The organism is Kineococcus anabasis (genome assembly GCF_054590795.1).
The window spans coordinates 560,252-577,108 of sequence record NZ_BAAIHU010000001.1 but is presented as its reverse complement, the minus strand read 5'-3'; the positions used below and the strand labels follow the sequence as shown (position 1 = coordinate 577,108).

13 protein-coding genes are annotated in these 16,857 nt (G+C 77.6%); 8 read left to right on the top strand and 5 right to left on the bottom strand.

Features of this window, described 5'->3' with window-relative positions; all coding sequences use genetic code 11:
• The first annotated feature begins 23 nt into the window (after window positions 1–23).
• From ACYQBY_RS02605 to ACYQBY_RS02595, 3 genes are all read left to right on the top strand, one after another.
• Window positions 24–1,289, top strand: coding sequence for an OmpA family protein (locus ACYQBY_RS02605; protein ID WP_459642235.1), 1,266 nt, complete (start codon window positions 24–26; stop codon window positions 1,287–1,289).
• Between the two features lie 131 nt (window positions 1,290–1,420).
• Window positions 1,421–3,037: a hypothetical protein gene (locus tag ACYQBY_RS02600; protein WP_459642234.1), complete on the top strand. Its 1,617-nt coding sequence runs from the start codon at window positions 1,421–1,423 to the stop codon at window positions 3,035–3,037.
• The gene (locus tag ACYQBY_RS02595; protein ID WP_459642233.1) at window positions 3,034–3,780 is read left to right on the top strand and encodes a VWA domain-containing protein; all 747 of its coding nucleotides are present in this window, start codon (window positions 3,034–3,036) and stop codon (window positions 3,778–3,780) included. Before ACYQBY_RS02600 ends, ACYQBY_RS02595 begins: the two co-directional genes overlap by 4 nt.
• A 51-nt stretch (window positions 3,781–3,831) precedes the next feature.
• Here the strand turns inward: ACYQBY_RS02595 and ACYQBY_RS02590 are convergent, their stop codons facing one another.
• The 4 genes from ACYQBY_RS02590 to ACYQBY_RS02575 form a co-directional block, all read right to left on the bottom strand.
• Entirely contained in the window at window positions 3,832–5,409 is a 1,578-nt protein-coding gene (locus ACYQBY_RS02590) for a sensor histidine kinase (protein ID WP_459642451.1), read from the bottom strand.
• A gap of 8 nt (window positions 5,410–5,417) precedes the next feature.
• On the bottom strand, window positions 5,418–6,161 hold the full coding sequence (locus ACYQBY_RS02585; RefSeq protein WP_459642232.1) for a response regulator transcription factor: 744 nt from the start codon (window positions 6,159–6,161) through the stop codon (window positions 5,418–5,420).
• Window positions 6,162–6,231: 70 nt separating this feature from the next.
• Window positions 6,232–6,654 carry a hypothetical protein gene (locus ACYQBY_RS02580; protein WP_459642231.1) on the bottom strand — a complete coding sequence of 141 codons (423 nt, stop codon included), beginning with the start codon at window positions 6,652–6,654 and terminating at the stop codon, window positions 6,232–6,234.
• A 112-nt stretch (window positions 6,655–6,766) separates the two neighbouring features.
• Window positions 6,767–7,633: a GNAT family N-acetyltransferase gene (locus tag ACYQBY_RS02575; protein ID WP_459642230.1), complete on the bottom strand. Its 867-nt coding sequence runs from the start codon at window positions 7,631–7,633 to the stop codon at window positions 6,767–6,769.
• A gap of 240 nt (window positions 7,634–7,873) precedes the next feature.
• Between ACYQBY_RS02575 and ACYQBY_RS02570 the strand changes: the two genes are divergently transcribed.
• Together ACYQBY_RS02570 and ACYQBY_RS02565 are read left to right on the top strand one after the other, a co-directional pair.
• Window positions 7,874–9,331: an alanine/glycine:cation symporter family protein gene (locus ACYQBY_RS02570; RefSeq protein ID WP_459642229.1), complete on the top strand. Its 1,458-nt coding sequence runs from the start codon at window positions 7,874–7,876 to the stop codon at window positions 9,329–9,331.
• A gap of 40 nt (window positions 9,332–9,371) precedes the next feature.
• Entirely contained in the window at window positions 9,372–10,745 is a 1,374-nt protein-coding gene (locus tag ACYQBY_RS02565; protein ID WP_459642228.1) for a replication-associated recombination protein A, read from the top strand.
• Between the two features lie 286 nt (window positions 10,746–11,031).
• On the opposite strand, the gene ACYQBY_RS02560 is transcribed toward ACYQBY_RS02565, so the two are convergent.
• On the bottom strand, window positions 11,032–11,976 hold the full coding sequence (locus ACYQBY_RS02560) for a hypothetical protein (RefSeq protein ID WP_459642227.1): 945 nt from the start codon (window positions 11,974–11,976) through the stop codon (window positions 11,032–11,034).
• Between the two features lie 513 nt (window positions 11,977–12,489).
• Between ACYQBY_RS02560 and alaS the strand changes: the two genes are divergently transcribed.
• Genes alaS through mltG form a run of 3 tightly spaced genes read left to right on the top strand, consistent with a single transcriptional unit; the run spans window position 12,490 to window position 16,847 of the window.
• A complete protein-coding gene (gene alaS, locus ACYQBY_RS02555) occupies window positions 12,490–15,165 on the top strand; it encodes an alanine--tRNA ligase (protein ID WP_459642226.1) in 2,676 nt (891 codons plus the stop codon).
• A 27-nt stretch (window positions 15,166–15,192) separates the two neighbouring features.
• Window positions 15,193–15,759: a Holliday junction resolvase RuvX gene (ruvX, locus tag ACYQBY_RS02550; RefSeq protein ID WP_459642225.1), complete on the top strand. Its 567-nt coding sequence runs from the start codon at window positions 15,193–15,195 to the stop codon at window positions 15,757–15,759.
• Window positions 15,756–16,847, top strand: coding sequence for an endolytic transglycosylase MltG (mltG, locus tag ACYQBY_RS02545; RefSeq protein ID WP_459642224.1), 1,092 nt, complete (start codon window positions 15,756–15,758; stop codon window positions 16,845–16,847). Before ruvX ends, mltG begins: the two co-directional genes overlap by 4 nt.
• Window positions 16,848–16,857 lie beyond the last annotated feature (10 nt).

Below are 16,857 nucleotides of genomic sequence, written 5' to 3'. Positions count from 1 at the left end.
CCCTCGGCGAGCGGGAGAGACGCATGCACCGCACGGACCACCGGCCGCACGTGCCCGCGCGGCGACGCCGCCCGAGCGGCCCGCCCGCCCGCCTCCGCGGGGGCCTGCCGGCGGTCCTAGCGCTCCTCGCGGCGTGCGGTGGCCCCTCGCCGGCGACCGGGCCGGCAGCGGGGGAGGCGGCGGGAGGCCCGTCGCAGCAGGACTGCCGCGAGCTGTTCACCGCGCAGCCCGGTACCGGCCCCGACCTCGTCGTCCTCACCGACACCACCCGCGACGCGCCGCTGCGGGGCCTTCCGCCCACCGCCGCCGCCGCGGTGCAGCAGGTGTCCCTCGCCGGCGGCACCGTGACCCTGCTCGGGGTGAACGGGGCGGACGCCGCACCCCTGGTGCTCCTGGAGCGGGCGGCGGTGGCCGACCCGTCGGCGGGCACCGCGCGCTCGCGGCGGATCAGCGAGCTGGCCCCGGCGTGCGTGGAGCAGGAGATCGCGCGCGCCATCCCGACCGCCGCGGGCAGCGACCAGCTGCGGGCGCTGCAGGAGGTGGCGCGGCGCACCCCCGAGGGCGGGGACGCGCTGGTGCTGACGAACGGCGTGTCCACCGCCGGGGTGCTGGACATGACCCGGCTGCCGGTGGTGGGCGTGGAGCCGGCCGCCGTCGCCGCCGCGGTGCCCGCCGCCGAGCTGCCGCAGGCGGCGGGGCGCACCCTGACCTTCCACGGCCTGGGGGAGCTGGAGCCGCCGCTGACGCAGACGGCGCGCACCTGGGTCGCGGACGTCACGATGGCGCTGTGCGAGCGCACCGGTGCGACGTGCCGGCGCAGTGAGGAGACGGGCCGCTCCCTGGGCCCGGACCGGCGCGGGGAGGTGCCGCAGGACGGCGCGGTGGCGTGGCCGGCGGCGCAGCAGGTGCAGCTGCCCGGGGGCGGCACCCGCACCGACGTGCCCGCGGAGCTGCTGTTCGCGTTCGGCTCGGCGGAGCTGTCCGCCGACGCCCCGGCGGTCGTGACGGCGGTGGCCGCGGGCCTGGCCGGGGCCCGCACCCTGGAGGTGGTGGGGCACACCGACTCCGCGTGCCCACCCGACCCGCAGGTCTGCGCCGGGCTGTCGCTGCGGCGCGCCGAGGCCGTGGCCGACCTGCTGCGCCGGCAGCGCTGGGACGGGCCCGTGCCGGCCGTGCAGGTCCGCGGCGCCGGCCCGGCCGAGCCCCTCGTGGCCGACCGCGACGCCGCCGGGGCGCTCGTCGCGGAGGCCGCCGCGCGCAACCGGCGCGTCAGCATCACCGCCCGCTGACGGGCCGCGGACCGGCCGCGGGGTCGCCGTGGGGCCGCTGTGCGCGGCCCGGCCCGCCTTGCCGCACGCCGCGGCATCTGCTTACCGTCGGCCCGCCCGGCCCCACGGAGGGTCGCGGAAGGAGCCACGCGATGACGACAGGTCCGGCCGCTCCGGGCGATCCCCGCATCCCGCCACCCGGCGACGACGGTGCCCGCCCCTCCCCGCAGCAACCGCAGGAGCAGTTCCCGCAGCGGTTCGCCCCCCAGCAGCAGTTCCCCCAGCAGCAGTTCCCCCAGCAGCAGTTCCCCCAGCAGCAGTTCCCCCAGCAGCAGGGCGCGCCCGGCCCGGGGTGGCAGCCCTTCCCCGGGCCCCACCCCCCGCCCGGTGCCCGGCAGGCGCCCCGCCAGGAGCCCCGCCAGGAGCGCCCCGCCTCCCCCCGGGGGCTGCGCGAGCGGCTCACCCCCCGCAAGGACCGCCTGGCCCGGGCCGCGACCGACGCCGGGGAGGGCGCGGGCAGCGGCCCCGCCGACGTCGAGGCGCTCCTCGGCGCCCTCGCCTACCACGTCAGCGTCCCCGTCGAGCAGCGCCTGCGGCGCCGCGGGTTCGCGCTGGGCCTGCTCGTGCGCCGGCTGCGCCGGGACTTCGACCGCGCGGTGCTCGCGGGGGTCCGGCTGCGGCGGTGGGCGGGTGACCCGGGCAACGCCGAGGTCGCCGCGAACTGGGCGCGGATCAGCCGCGAGACCCGCGGCGGCACCGCGGCCGTGGCCCTCCTGGCGCCGTGGGCGGCGGTGGTCGTGGCCCTGGTCGTCGCGGTCGCCGACTACGCCTACTTCGCGGGCCTGCTGGCGGACCTGGCGGACCTGCAGGAGGGCGACTACCTCTCCTCGGCCGCCGTCATGGCGCGCGCCCTGGCGCTCACCACCCCGCTGCTGGTCTTCTGCGTCTGCGCCCCCGCCGGTGCGCTCGCGGCCGCGTGGCTGCGCGGGGCGCGGCCCTCGCGGCGGATGCTCGGCCTGGGGATCGCCCTGGCGGTGGCCACGCTGGGCCTGAGCGCGCTGTTCGCGGCGTTCGCGGAGTTCCGCTTCCGCAGCGAGTCCGCCGGTGTCGGGGCGGCGGTGGCCCCCACGGCGCTGCTGGCGCTGCTGCTGGGGTCGCTGCCGCTGCTGGCGGCCCTCGTCGGCGGGCTCCTGGAGGCACCACCGGCGCGGGAGTACCGCATCGGGCGCCGCGCCCACGCCCGCGTCCAGCGCACCGGCAGGCGCCTGCAGCGCGCCGAGCTGCGCAGGCGGCGTGCCGTGGCCGACGCCCACGGCCGGCTGCGCACCCGCGTCGCCTCCCTGCTCTCGCGCCACCTCGACGTGCCCGCGCAGATCGCCGAGCACACGGTGCTCAGCGCCCGCGCCCGCGGCGGCATGGCACCGCTGGAGCTGGGCGAGGTCCCCGCGGTGCCCGAGTGGTGGGCCGAGCCGGGGCGCCCGGAGCCGTTGCGGGGCACCGCGATGCCCCTGCCGCCGGCGGCGCTGCGCGCGCTCGGGGAGGCCGTCGACGCCCTGGGGGAGAGCTCCCCGGCCCGCCTGGCCGCGGCCGTCGACGACGCCTGCGCCCGCACCGACCTGCCGGTCCCCGCGCACCCGGGCGGGCCGGTCGGGGCGGCCGGCGCCCCCGGCGGGCCGGACCGGCGGCCGCAGGTCCTGGACCTGCGCGGGGGCGAGGGCGTCCCCGCGTCCGGTGCGGGGAGCGGGAGCGGTGCGGGGGGAGGACCGTGAGGACCCCCGCGGGCCTCGGTCCCCTGGGCGACCTCGCGCCCCTGGGGGACGTGGGCGCCCTACCGCGCCGCTCCCGCCGCTGGCCCTGGTTGCTGCTCCTCCTGCCGCTGCTCCTGCTGCTGCCGTGGCCGGAGCAGGAGCGGCGCGCCCCGACGTCGCTGAGCGGCGCGGAGCTCGGCGGTGAGCGCGGCGCCGGGTGCGTGCGCCTCGCGCTGCTGGCGGACGGCTCCGGCTCCATGTCCGACTACGCCCAGGCCCGCGCCACCGCCGTGCAGGAGGTGCTGCGCTGGGCGCCCAGCGCGCTGCGCGGCGACGACCAGGTGACCGTCGTGGACTTCGCGGGCAGCGCCACCACGACCCTGCCCACCACCGCCGTCGCCGACAGCGCCACCGCCCGGCTGCTGCCCCCGGTGGAACTGGAGGACGGCTCCGCCCTGGGCAGCGGCCTGGAGGAGCTGGCCGCGCAGGGCCCGAGCCCGTGCCGCACCGTGGCCGTCGTCGTCTCCGACGGCCTCGTCGACGAGACCGACCCCGCGGCGGTGGACGCCCTCGTGCGGCGGGCGGGGGTGGAGCGGGTGGTGCTGCTGCTGCCCAGCCGCACCCTCGACGTGCCCTCCGCCTGGACCGCCGTCCTGCCGAGCGCCCAGGCCACCGCCACGGACGGGCTGGACCCGCGCGCCACCGCGCTCGCGCTCGGCGACGTCCTCGCCGACTTCCTCGGGCTGGAGCTGGAGACGACCTGAGCGCGGCCCGGGAACGGGCGCCCGGAGAGGGCGGCCACCTGCGGGTGCCGCTCAGGCCGTCGTCACTGCGGACGGGCCCGCGCCCGGCACCGGCAGCTCCACCCGGAACGTCGTGCCGGCGGGGGAGCTGTCCACCCCGACCGCGCCGCCGTGGGCGCTGACCACCGCGTCCACGATGGCCAGGCCCAGGCCGGTCGAGCCCGCCGCCCGGGAGCGGGAGGTGTCGGCGCGCGCGAAGCGCTCGAACACGTGCGGCAGCACCGCCGGGTCGATGCCGGGACCGTCGTCGGTGACCCCCAGCACCACCCGTCCACCGCCGGCAGGACCCTCCCGCGCCACGCGCACGGTGACGGTCGTGCCCGGCGGGGTGTGGGTGCGGGCGTTGGCCAGCAGGTTCGCCAGCACCTGGTGCAGCCGGGCGGGGTCGCCGCACGTCGTCACGACGTCGCCGGGCAGGTCCAGGTGCCAGCGGTGCTCCGGGCTGGCGGCCCGGGCGTCGCTGACGGCGTCCAGCACCAGCATCGTGACGTCCACCTCCTCCACCGCCAGCGGCCGGCCGGCGTCCAGGCGCGCCAGCAGGAGCAGGTCGTCGACGAGGCCGCTCATGCGCACCGCCTCGGACTCCACCCGGCGCAGCGCGTGCCCGACGTCGGCGGGGACGACCTCGGCGCCCGGGCCGCGGCGGCGGGTCAGCTCGGCGTAGCCGCGGATCGCCGCCAGGGGGGTGCGCAGCTCGTGGCTGGCGTCGGCGACGAACCGCCGGACCCGCTGCTCGGAGACGTGCCGCGCGTGCAGGGCGGAGCCGACGTGGTCGAGCATCCGGTTCAGCGCCGCGGCGACCTGCCCGACCTCGCTGGCCGGGTCGGTGTCGGCGGCCGGGACGCGCTCGGCCAGGGCCACCTCCCCGCGGTCCAGGGGCAGCTCCGAGACCCGGGCGGCGGTGCGGGCCACCCGCTGCAGGGGAGCGAGGTCGCGGCGGACGAGCAGGCCACCCAGCAGCGCCGCGAGCGCCACACCGCCGGTGATGGCGGCGACCTCCACGGCCACCACCCTGGACAGGACGCGCCGGGTCTGCGCCAGGGAGACCCCGGAGACGACGACGGTGCCGTCCGCGTCGCGCACCGCCCGCACCCGGTAGGTGCTGCCGTCGGAGAGGGCCACCGTCCTCGGGCCCCGGTCCTCGCGGTCGGGGTCCTCCGGGCCGGGGCCCCCCGGACCCCCGCGGCCGGCGCCCGCGGTGCCGACCCCGCGGGCCGGGACGCCCACCGTCTCGGCCGCGGCGGCGACGGCCTCCAGCTGCCGGACGTCGGCCGCCGGGAGGGTGCGCCGCCCCTCCTCCCGGCCGCGGTCGAACGCCGTCGCCGTCACGAGGCGCCCGTCCTCGTAGCAGAGGTTCAGCTCGCCGAACCCGGGGCCGACCTGCAGCTCCGGGCACGTCAGCTCCACGTGCCGCCCCCCGTGGGCGGCGACCACCCCGTGGCCGCGCAGCGCCGAGAGCCGCTCGTCGACCTGCTCCACGAGCTGGTGGCGCAGGGCCAGCGTCGTCACCACCCCGATGACGCAGCCGACCGCCGCGAGCAGCGCCACGACGGTCAGCAGCAGGCGGGCGCGCAGCGTGCGCGGCCGCAGCGGGTTCCTCATGGCTGCACCGGCTCCGCGGGTTTGAGGACGTACCCGGCGCCGCGCACGGTGTGGATCATCGGCGGGCGCCCCGCGTCGACCTTCTTGCGCAGGTAGGAGATGTACAGCTCCACGACGTTCGCCTGCCCGCCGAAGTCGTAGTTCCACACCCGGTCCAGGATCTGCGCCTTGCTCAGCACCCGCCGCGGGTTGCGCATGAGGAAGCGCAGCAGCTCGAACTCCGTCGCCGTCAGCCTCACCTCCGCGCCCGCCCGGGTCACCTCGTGGCTGTCCTCGTCCATGACGAGGTCCCCGACGACCAGGACGGGCTCCGTGCGGGCCGTGGCCATGCCCGCGCGCCGCAGCAGGCCCCGCAGCCGCGCCACGACCTCCTCCAGGCTGAACGGCTTGGTGACGTAGTCGTCCCCGCCGGCGGTCAGGCCCGCCACGCGGTCCTCCACGGCGTCCTTGGCGGTGAGGAACAGCACCGGCACGTCGGGGTCCTCCGCGCGGATGCGGCGCAGCACCTCCGGACCCTCGATGTCGGGCAGCATCCAGTCCAGGACGACCGCGTCCGGGCGGAAGCCGCGCGCCGCGCGCACCGCGTCCAGGCCGGCGCCGGCGGTCTGCACGTCCCAGCCCTCGTACCGCAGGGTCATCGAGAGCAGTTCGCTGAGGGTCGCCTCGTCGTCCACGACGAGCACCCGCAGCGGGCTGCCGTCGGGCCGGGTGAGCACCTGCCGGGCGGAGGGAGCGGTCATGCGCCCAGCATGCGCGCCGAACCTGGCGGGTGGCGTGGCGGTTCCTGTGAGGACGCTGTGGGTCCCCTCCTCAGCCGGCGTCCCGCAGGGTGGCGCCCGCCGCGGTGACCAGCCCCTCCAGCCGGGCGAGGAAGCGGTGCAGGGTGCCGTCCGGGTCCTGTGCCCGCCGCGCGTCGAGGAACACCGTGCCCCCGGTGCGGCGGCAGTGCTCCCGCGCGTACGCCAGGACGAGCTGCAGCTCCTCGCCGAGGGCGCCGCCCACCTCGCCCGAGAGGGTCACGTCCAGGCGGTCCCCGTGCGCGGAGGTCACCACCGACGTCAGCGGCGCCAGGGCGTCGGGACCGGCGAGGGGGTCCCCGTCCGGATCCCCGCCCCGGGCCGGGGCGGTGGTGAGCAGGTGGATGCGCACCAGCGTGTCGGCGGACGGGGTGCCGGTCGAGGGGGTGCCGGTCGACGGGGTGGTGGCGGGGGTGGTGGTCAGCGTGCGGCTCACGGTTCCTCCTGGCGGCTGGCGGCTGGCGGCTGGCGGCTGGCGGCTGGCGACTGGGCGGCGCCTGCGGTCGGAGGCGTCGGCAGCACCCTGCCCGGCACAGGTGGGAGCGAGGTCAACCGCACCTGTGAGTTCCCTGGGAGGAACCGGTCCCCCGCGGCCGGGGCCCGGCCTCCTCCTGCGGCAGCCGGCGGCTGCTGAGGGCGTGCGCCCGCACGAAACCGAGGCGCCCGTACAGCCGGCGCGCGACGTCGTTGTCCGCGTACATCCCCAGCGTCACCGCCGGGGCACCCGCCGCCAGCAGCCGCCGCGTCAGCGCCGCCGTCACCGCGGCCCCGAGACCGCGCCCGCGCCCGGCGGGGTCCGTGGCCACCGACGCCAGGTGCGGCACACCGGGCACGTTCTCGGTGTGCGCCGCGCACGCCACCAGCCGCCCGCTCCCGTCGCGCACACCCACCCACGCCAGGACCCCCGGCTCCCCGGGCGCGGCGCTGGAGCGAGGGCTGGCGCGGCGCAGCAGGTCCAGCACCTCCGGCGCCGCGGCGGGCGGCAGGGCCCGCACGTCCTCCTCGCCCGGCTGCGGGGGCGGGGCCGCCGCCGTCCAGAACCAGTCCCAGTCGTCGCCGCCGCCCGCGCCGGCCGGCAGCGGCGCGCCCCGGGACTGCGTCAGCCACCCCACCGCGTCCTGCGCCCGCAGCAGGGGCAGCACCCCGGCCGCCAGCGCGCCCACCGCGTCCGCCGCGCCCAGCACCGTCAGCGTGCGCCCCGCCAGGCCCGGGGGGCGCGGGCGCAGGAACGCCCACGCCCCCGGCAGCGCCCACGCGCGCACCGGCCGGTCCACCGGCAGCTCGAAGCGGACGAACGGGTCGTCGCCGGAGGCGGCCAGCAGCGCGGCCCGGCCGGGCAGGGGGTGGGGTGCCGCCCGCCCGCGCGCGACCGGCGGGACGGCGCCGTCGGGCGGGGGCGGTGGGACGGTGCTCACCGGCCCAGCCAACCAGCCCGGCCCGGCCGACCAGCCCGGCCCGGCCGACCAGCCCGGCCCGGCCGACCAGCCCGGCCCGGCCGACCAGCCCGGCCCGGCCGACCAGCCCGGTCCGGGTCCCGCCGCCGGCCGTGCCTGCCGCCCGACACGCCCGCGTCGCCGGGCGTCCGGCGCGTCGTCGACTGCTTGGATGAGAGCCCGCACCGACGGTCACGACACGGCTCCCGCCCGGAGGCACCGGTGGACACCTTCCAGCAGTACGTCATCGACCCCGTCTCGAACGTCCTGTGGACGTACGTGCTGGTGTACGTCCTGCTGGGGGTGGGCCTGTACTTCGGCGTCCGCACCCGCTTCGTGCAGGTCCGGCTCTTCGCCCGCATGCTGCGCCAGGTGGTGTCCTCCCGCAGCGGCTCCGAGGGCGGGATCTCCTCCTTCCAGGCCTTCTGCGTCGGCCTCGCCTCCCGGGTGGGGACCGGCAACATCGCCGGTGTCGCCCTCGCCCTGACCCTGGGCGGGCCGGGGGCGGTCTTCTGGATGTGGGTCGTCGCCCTCGTCGGCATGGCGACCGCGCTGGTGGAGGCGACCCTCGCGCAGGTCTTCAAGGTGCGCGCCGACGACGGGACCTTCCGCGGCGGGCCGGCCTTCTACATCGAGCGCGGCCTGCGCTCGCGCGGCGGCGGGATCCTCTTCGCCGTCCTGCTCATCTTCACGTTCGGCTTCGCCTTCAACATGGTGCAGGCCAACACCATCAGCGCCGTCCTGGCCGAGGGCCACGGCGTGGGCACCGGCTGGTCGGCGCTGCTGCTGGCCGCGCTCACCGCACCGGTGGTGTTCGGCGGCGTGCGGCGCATCGCCCGCGTCGCGGAGGTCATGCTGCCCGCGATGGCGCTGGCCTACGTCCTGCTCGCCCTCGTGATCGTCGCCATGAACATCACGGCCCTGCCGGGGGTGCTGGGCCAGATCTTCTCCGCCGCCTTCGGGATCGGGGAGGCCGCGGCCGGGGTCACCGGAGGGGTGGCCGCAGCCCTGCTCAACGGCGCCAAGCGCGGCCTGTTCTCCAACGAGGCCGGCATGGGCAGCGCCCCCAACGCCGCCGCGACCGCCACGACCAGCCACCCCGTCAAGCAGGGCCTCGTGCAGTCCCTGGGGGTGTTCGTCGACACGATCGTGGTCTGCTCGGCGACGGCCTTCATCATCCTCAGCGCCGGCCCGGACGTGTACCGGCCCGGCGCCGACGTGGAGGGGGCCTCCCTGACGCAGGCCGCGGTCGCCCACGAGCTCGGCAGCGGCACCACGGTCCTCATGACGGTCCTCGTCTTCGTGTTCGCGTTCTCCTCCGTGCTGGGCAACTACTCCTACGCCGAGGTCAACATGACCTTCCTGCGGGCCCGGCCGGTGTCCCTGACGGTCTTCCGCGTCCTCGTCGTCGCGCTCGTCGCCGCCGGGGCGGTGCTGGAGCTGGAGGCCGTCTGGGCCCTCGCCGACGTCGCCATGGGCCTGATGGCGCTGGTCAACCTGGTCGCGATCGTGCTGCTCGGGCGCTGGGCGCTGGGCGCGCTGCGGGACTTCGAGCGGCAGGTGCGGGCCGGTGAGGACCCGGTGTTCCGCACGGTGGACAACCCCGACCTGCCCGGTGAGCTCGCGGACAGCGTCTGGGCGGGGGAGCACGCCGGGCACGCGCTCGGCCACAAGGGCTGAGCGGGCGGGCCCGTCCGCCCGGGGAGCTACCGTTCCCGCCGTGGCCGACCTGTTCTCCCCGGACGACGACGACGAGGGGGGCGCCGCCCCCGGCCCGGCGGCCCTGGCCGGGGCGCCGCTGGCGGTGCGGATGCGCCCCCGCACCGTGGACGAGGTCGTCGGCCAGCAGCACCTCCTCGCCGACGGCTCCCCCCTGCGGCGGCTGGCCTCCGGCGCCGACCTCGGCCGCGCCGGGCCCGCCTCCGTCGTGCTGTGGGGCCCGCCCGGCACCGGCAAGACGACCCTCGCGCACGTCCTGGCCCGCTCCGGGGGCCGGCGCTTCGCGGAGCTGTCCGCCGTCACCGCCGGGGTCAAGGACGTGCGCCGCGTCATGGAGGAGGCCCGCGACGGCCGCGACCTGCACCGGCGCCAGACCGTGCTGTTCCTCGACGAGATCCACCGCTTCACCAAGGCCCAGCAGGACGCCCTGCTGCCGGGCGTGGAGAACCGCTGGGTCGTGCTCGTCGCCGCCACCACCGAGAACCCCAGCTTCTCCGTGGTGGCGCCCCTGCTGTCCCGCTCGCTGCTGCTGACGCTGCGGCCCCTCACCGACGACGACGTGCGCGCGCTGCTGCTGCGCGCGGTGTCCGACCCCCGCGGCCTCGGCGGGGAGGTGGAGGTGGCCGGCGACGCCCTGGAGCACCTGGTGCGCCTCGCGGGCGGGGACGCCCGGCGCGCCCTGACCTGCCTGGAGGCCGCCGCGGGCGCCGCCTTCGCCGACCCCGCCGTCGACGGTGTCGTGCGCGTCGGCCTCGCCCACGCCGAGCAGGCCCTGGACCGCGCCGCCGTGCGCTACGACCGCGCCGGGGACCAGCACTACGACGTGGCCAGCGCCCTCATCAAGTCCATCCGCGGCTCCGACGTCGACGCCGCCCTGCACTACCTCGCGCGCATGGTGGAGGCGGGGGAGGACCCGCGCTTCATCGCCCGCAGGCTCGTGATCTCCGCCTCCGAGGACATCGGCATGGCCGACCCCACCGCGCTGCAGACGGCCGTGGCGGCGATGACGGCCGTGGCGCAGATCGGCATGCCCGAGGGGCGGATCGTGCTGGGGCAGGCGGTGGTGCACCTGGCCACCGCGCCCAAGTCCAACGCCGCCTACCTCGCCACCGACGAGGCCATCGCCGACGTCCGGGCCGGGCGGGCGGGCTCCGTGCCCGCGCACCTGCGCGACGCGCACTACACCGGTGCCGGGCGCCTCGGGCACGGGAAGGGCTACGTGTACGCCCACGACGCCCCGCACGGCGTGGCCCGTCAGCAGTACCCGCCCGACGAGCTGGTGGGGCGCGACTACTACCGGCCCACCGACCGCGGCCACGAGCTGGCGCTGCGCGAGCGCCTGGAGCGGCTGCGCCGCCTGGTGCGGGGCGGGTGAGGCAGCGGCCCCGGGGGTGCTGCCGCTGGCGCTGGTGACCGGGTGCTGGGTGCCGGGTGCCGGGTGCTGGGTGCCGGGTGCCGGGTGCTGGGTGCCGGTGCTGGGTGCCGGTGCTGGGTGCTGGTGCTGGGTGCCGGGTGCTGGTGGCGGGGACGTTCGGCGCGCGACACGCGGGCGTGTCGCAGCGCAACGTCCCCGCCGTGGCCGCCGCCCCGGTGCGCGGGGACGTTCTGCCACGCCGCGCCCGCGTGTCGGCCGGGGAACGTCCCCGCCTGCCGGGCCCGGGTCACGGCCGCCACGGGCCCGCGTCCACCCAGCAGCGGGCACCCCGGGGCAGCGCCAGCGCCCGGTGGTGCCCGGCGCGCAGCCTGGCGACCGTCCGCTCCCGGGCCGCGGGTGCCAGGTCCGCGGCGACCACCCGCACCACCACCAGCCCGTGCGCCTCGAGGAGCTCCTCGCGCACGTTGTCCGCACCGTGCCGGCCCGCCTCGCGGTGGTGGGCGCCGTCGTACTCCGCCACCAGCCCGCTCGCCGGCTCCAGCAGGTCCGGCACCCCCAGCGACGCGCCGCGCCGGTCGATCACCCGGTGGTTCACGCGCGGCTCCGGCAGCCCCGCGTCCAGGGTCCACAGCAACCGCAGGCGGCTCTCCCCGGACGACAGCGTCCCCGCCCGCACCAGCTCCAGTGCGCGGCCCACCTGCGCGGCGCCCTGCCAGCGCCGGCGCGCCCGCGCCAGCCCGGCCACCTCACCCGCCGGGAGCACGCCGCGGCGTTCCAGCCGCTCGGCCGCCACCACGGCCGCCCGCACCGACGCCGACCAGCGCAGCACGTCGAACGCGGTGCGCGCCGGTGTGGTGAGGCGCAGCCCGTGGAGCCGCTCGACGTCCTCCTCGGGCAGCGCGCTGGACGAGAGCCGGATGCCCGCGCGGCGGCGCACCGCGTGCCCGGGCCCGACGCACAGCGGCACGGGCAGTTCCGTGCCGCCGGCGTCCTCCCCGTCGAACTCCGCCGCGCCGCGCAGCAGGGCCGCCGCCCAGCCGCCGACGGCGCCGTGGGCGGGCAGGACGGCTGCCGCCTCGCGCACGCGCAGCAGCGGCCCGGTGGCGTTGCCGGCCCACGAGCGCACCCCGCGGTGCGGCCGCCGCCACAGCGCTCCGTCGAGGTCGGAGCGCAGCAGCCCGGCCGAGCGCAGGGATGCCGTGCGGTGGGCGCCGTCGTAGAGGTGGTCCACGCCGGGCAGGGTCCGCGCCCCGGCCCGCTCGGCGGGTGCGGCCGGCGGCGCCTGTGGACCCGCAGCCGGGGCAGCCCGGGTGTGGACGGCTCGCGCGGGGCGGCTCGCGCGTGGCGGGGACGTTCGGTCGCGGCGCGCCGGCGTGTCAGCAGCGGAAGGTCCCCACCTCACGTGGCGGACGGCGGGGTGGGGACGTTCGGTCGCGGCGCGCCGGTGTGTCGGCAGCACAACGTCCCCCCGAGCCCCGAGCCCCGAGCCCCGAGCCCCGAGCCCCGAGCCCCGAGCCCCGAGCCCCGAGCCCCGAGCCCCGAGCCCCGAGCCCCGAGCCCCGAGCCCGAGCCCGAGCCCGAGCCCGAGCCCCGAGCCCGAGCCCCGAGCCCCGCCCGCCCCGTGCCCGCCCCGGCCCCCCGCCCGAGCGGCACCGAGCGCCCGCGCCGGGACCGGTAGGGTCGCAGGTCGTGCACGCGTGCGAGACGGCGCGCGACGCAGCCCCGCCTGAGGAGGAGCACGAGGATGCAGACCGCCGAGATCCGTCGGCGCTGGCTGGAGTTCTTCGAGCGCAAGGGGCACACCGTCGTGCCCAGCGCCTCGCTGGTCTCCAACGACCCCAGCCTGATGTTCACCGTGGCGGGGATGGTCCCCTTCATCCCGTACCTCACGGCTCGCGAGCCCGCGCCGTACCGGCGCGCCACCAGCGTGCAGAAGTGCCTGCGCACCCTCGACATCGAGGAGGTGGGCAAGACCAGCCGGCACGGCACGTTCTTCCAGATGAACGGCAACTTCTCCTTCGGGGACTACTTCAAGGAGGGGGCCATCACCTACGCGTGGGAGCTGCTGACCGGCAGCACCGCGCAGGGCGGCTACGGGCTGGACCCGGAGAAGCTGTGGGTGACCGTCTACCTCGACGACGACGAGTCCGCCGCGCTGTGGCGCAAGGTCGCGGGCCTGCCCGAGGAGCGCATCCAGCGCCGCGACAAGAAGGACAACTACTGGCACACCGGGCAGCCCGGCCCCGGCGGGCCCTGCTCGGAGATCTACTTCGACCGCGGCCCCGCCTACGGGCGCGAGGGCGGCCCCGTGGCCGACGAGGACCGCTACATCGAGATCTGGAACCTCGTCTTCATGCAGGAGCTGCTGGGCGAGGTCCGCTCCAAGGTCGACTTCGACGTCGTGGGCGACCTGCCGGCGAAGAACATCGACACCGGCCTGGGCCTGGAGCGCCTGGCGTGCGTGCTGCAGGGCGTCGACAACATGTACGAGATCGACGAGGTCCGCCCCGTGCTGGACCGCGCCGCGCAGCTCTCGGGCCGCACCTACGGGGCGGTGCACGCCGACGACGTGCGCCTGCGGGTGGTGGCCGACCACGTGCGCAGCGCCCTGATGCTCATCGGCGACGGCGTCACCCCGTCCAACGAGGGCGCGGGCTACGTGCTGCGCCGCCTGATCCGCCGTGCGGTGCGGGCGATGCGCCTGCTGGGCGTGGAGGAGCCGTCCCTGCCGCGGCTGCTGCCGGTGTCCAAGGACGTCATGAAGGCGTCCTACCCGGAGCTGGAGGCGGAGTTCGAGCGCATCTCCCGCGTCGCCTACGCCGAGGAGGACGCCTTCCGGCGCACCCTGGTGGCGGGCACGCAGATCTTCGACACCACGGTGCGCGAGCTCAAGGCCGCCGGCGGGTCGGCGCTGTCGGGGGAGCGGGCGTTCGCGCTGCACGACACGTACGGCTTCCCGATCGACCTGACGCTGGAGATGGCTTCCGAGCAGGGCATCGGCGTCGACGAGGACGGCTTCCGCCGGCTCATGGCGGAGCAGCGGGACCGCGCCAAGGCCGACGCGCGCGCCAAGCGCTCCGGCGGCGTGGACACCACCGTCTTCCGCGAGGCGCTGGCGCAGCACGGCCCGACGGACTGGCTGGCGTACACGGCGCTGCGCACGGAGTCGCGGGTGGTGGGCATCGTCAGCGGCTCCGAGGGTGTGCCCGCCGCGGGCGCCGGGGAGATCGTGCACGTGCTGCTGGACCGCACGCCCTTCTACGCGGAGTCCGGCGGGCAGAACGCCGACGCCGGGCACCTGGTGTGGGACGGCGGGCGCGCGGAGGTCGTGGACGTGCAGCGGCCCGTCAAGGGTCTCGTGGTGCACCAGGTGCGGGTCCTGGGCGGTGAGCTGACCGTCGGGGAGGCCGTGGAGGCCGCCGTGGACGCCGAGTGGCGCCTCGGTGCGTGCCAGGCGCACTCGGGCACCCACGTGGTGCACGCCGCGCTGCGCCAGGTGCTCGGGCCGAACGCGCTGCAGTCCGGCTCCTACAACCGGCCGGGGTACCTGCGCCTGGACTTCTCCTGGACCCAGGCCCTCAGCGCCGGCCAGCGCGCCGACGTGGAGCGGGTGTCCAACGAGGCCGTCCGCAACGACCTGCCCGTCTCCGCGCAGTACATGACGCTGCCGCAGGCGCAGGAGTGGGGGGCGCTGGCGCTGTTCGGCGAGACGTACGGCGAGCAGGTCCGCGTCGTGGAGATCGGTGGGGAGTGGTCGCGGGAGCTGTGCGGCGGCACGCACGTGCGGCACAGCTCGCAGATCGGCCCGCTGGTGCTGTCCGCGGAGTCCAGCGTGGGCGCCTCGGTGCGGCGCGTGGAGGCCGTCGTGGGCCTGGAGGCGTACCAGTACCTCGCCCGGGAGCGGGACCTGGTGCGACAGCTCGCCGAGGTGCTGAAGACCCCGCGCGAGGACGTCGTGGGGCGCGTGGAGGGCGTGGTGACCCGCCTGCGCGACGCCGAGCGGGAGATCGCGAAGCTGCGCGCCGGGCAGGTCCTGGCGGCCGCGGGGTCCCTGGCGTCGGGTGCGCGGGACGTGTTCGGCGTGGCCTACGTGGGGCACGACGCGGGCGCCGCCTCCGCCGACGACGCGCGCACCCTCGTGCTGGACGTGCGCGGCCGGCTGCCGCAGGACCGCCCCGCGGTGGTGGCGGTCACGGGGGTCGCGAAGGACCGCCCCGTGGTGGTGATCGCCACGAACGAGGAGGCGCGCCGCTGGGGCGTGAAGGCCGGTGACCTGGTGCGCGTGGCCGCGAAGGTCCTCGGCGGTGGCGGCGGCGGCAAGGACGACGTGGCGCAGGGCGGCGGGCAGGACGCCTCGAAGGTCGGCGAGGCCCTGGCGGCGGTGGAGCACGCCGTGGGCCAGCGCGTCACCGGTGCCTGAGGCGCGCCGCGCGCCGGGCCCGCGCGCGTGAGGCGCGGCGTCCGCCTCGCCGTGGACGTCGGCAGCGTGCGGGTGGGTCTGGCGGCGTGCGACCCGGACGGCTACGTCGCCTCGCCCGTGGAGACCCTCCAGCGCGACGACAGGGGCGGGGCGGACCTGCGGCGCATCGCCGCGGAGGCCGCGGAGCGGGGCGCGCTGGAGATCGTGGTGGGCCTGCCGCTGTCGCTGAACGGCACGGAAGGACCTGCGGCGGGCGTTGCCCGTACCTACGCGGAGCGTTTGGCGGCTATGGTCGCGCCGGTACCGGTGCGCCTGGTCGACGAACGGCTGAGCACCGCGGGCGCGCACCGCTCGCTGCACGAGTCGGGCCGCAAGGGGCGCAAGCACCGTGCGGTGGTCGACCAGGTCGCGGCGGTGTGGTTCCTGCAGGGTGCACTGGACACGGAGCGCTCCTCAGGTCGCGCACCCGGACGGGTGGTCGCGGTCGGCGGGGCGCACGAGGACGCGGACGGGGCGGCACGCTCCGGTGGCACGGACGCCGCCGGCACCGGCAACGGTGGCGCGGACCCCGCTGGGGAGGGACGGAACGCATGATGGACCTCATGGACCTGCCCGGGGCGGCGACGCCTCCGCAGCGGCGGCGGCGCCGCGGCCGGGCCGCGGTGGCCCTCGTGGTGGCGATGGCGGTGCTGGGCCTGGGCGCGTTCGCCGCCTGGGGCACCCTGCTGGAGCCGCTGGTGGGCCGCCTGACCGCCTCCGGTGACTACGACGGCCGCGGCAGCGGCACGGTGGACGTGCGGATCGCGCAGGGCGACACCGGCCGCGCCATCGGCCGGACCCTGCAGCAGGCCGACGTCGTGAAGACCGCCGACGCCTTCGTGGAGGCCGCCGCGGCCGAGCCGCGCGCCGCGGGGATCCAGCCGGGCACGTACCGGATGCGCAAGCAGATGTCGGCGGCGGCGGCGGTGAACCTGCTGCTGGACCCCGCGACCCGCCAGACGACGCGGCTGACGGTGCCGGAGGGCCTGCGCGCCTCCCAGGTCCTCGACCTCGTCGCGAAACAGACACCGATCCCGCGCGCCGACCTCGACGCGGCGCTGCGCGACCCGTCCCTGGGCCTGCCCGCGGCGGCGAACGGCGAGGCGGAGGGCTTCCTGTTCCCCGCGACGTACGAGGTGGAGCCGGGCGCGAAGGCCGTGGACGTGCTGCGGCAGATGGTGCAGCGCTCCACCGCGGTGCTGCAGCAGCTGCAGGTGCCCGCCGACCGCCAGCGCGCCGTGGTCATCGCGGCCTCCATCGCGGAGAAGGAGGCCCGCAGCGCCGAGGACATGGCGCGGGTCACGCGCGTGCTGGAGAACCGGATCGGCCGGGGCATGGCGCTGCAGCTGGACTCCACGGTCAGCTACGCCAGCGGCCGGGAGAGCATCACCACCACCCCGCAGGAGCGCGACTCCGACTCCCCGTACAACACGTACAAGGTGCGGGGCCTGCCCGCCGGCCCGATCAGCAACCCGGGCGAGGCGGCGCTGCGCGCGGCGCTGAACCCCGAGCCGGGGCCGTGGCTGTTCTTCGTGACCGTCGACCCGGAGACGGGGGAGACCCGCTTCGCGGAGACCAAGGCCGAGCACGACGCCAACGTGGAGGTCTTCCGGGCGTGGCTGCGGGAGCACCCGGCCCGATGAGCGCGCTGTC

Bases quoted from the DNA above. Each gene is read 5' to 3' on its own strand.
- alaS (WP_459642226.1), top strand. From the start codon at position 12,490: ATGCAGACCGCCGAGATCCGTCGGCGCTGGCTGGAGTTCTTCGAGCGC.
- ACYQBY_RS02585 (WP_459642232.1), bottom strand. From the start codon at position 6,161: ATGACCGCTCCCTCCGCCCGGCAGGTGCTCACCCGGCCCGACGGCAGC.
- ACYQBY_RS02605 (WP_459642235.1), top strand. From the start codon at position 24: ATGCACCGCACGGACCACCGGCCGCACGTGCCCGCGCGGCGACGCCGC.
- ACYQBY_RS02600 (WP_459642234.1), top strand. From the start codon at position 1,421: ATGACGACAGGTCCGGCCGCTCCGGGCGATCCCCGCATCCCGCCACCC.
- mltG (WP_459642224.1), top strand. From the start codon at position 15,756: ATGATGGACCTCATGGACCTGCCCGGGGCGGCGACGCCTCCGCAGCGG.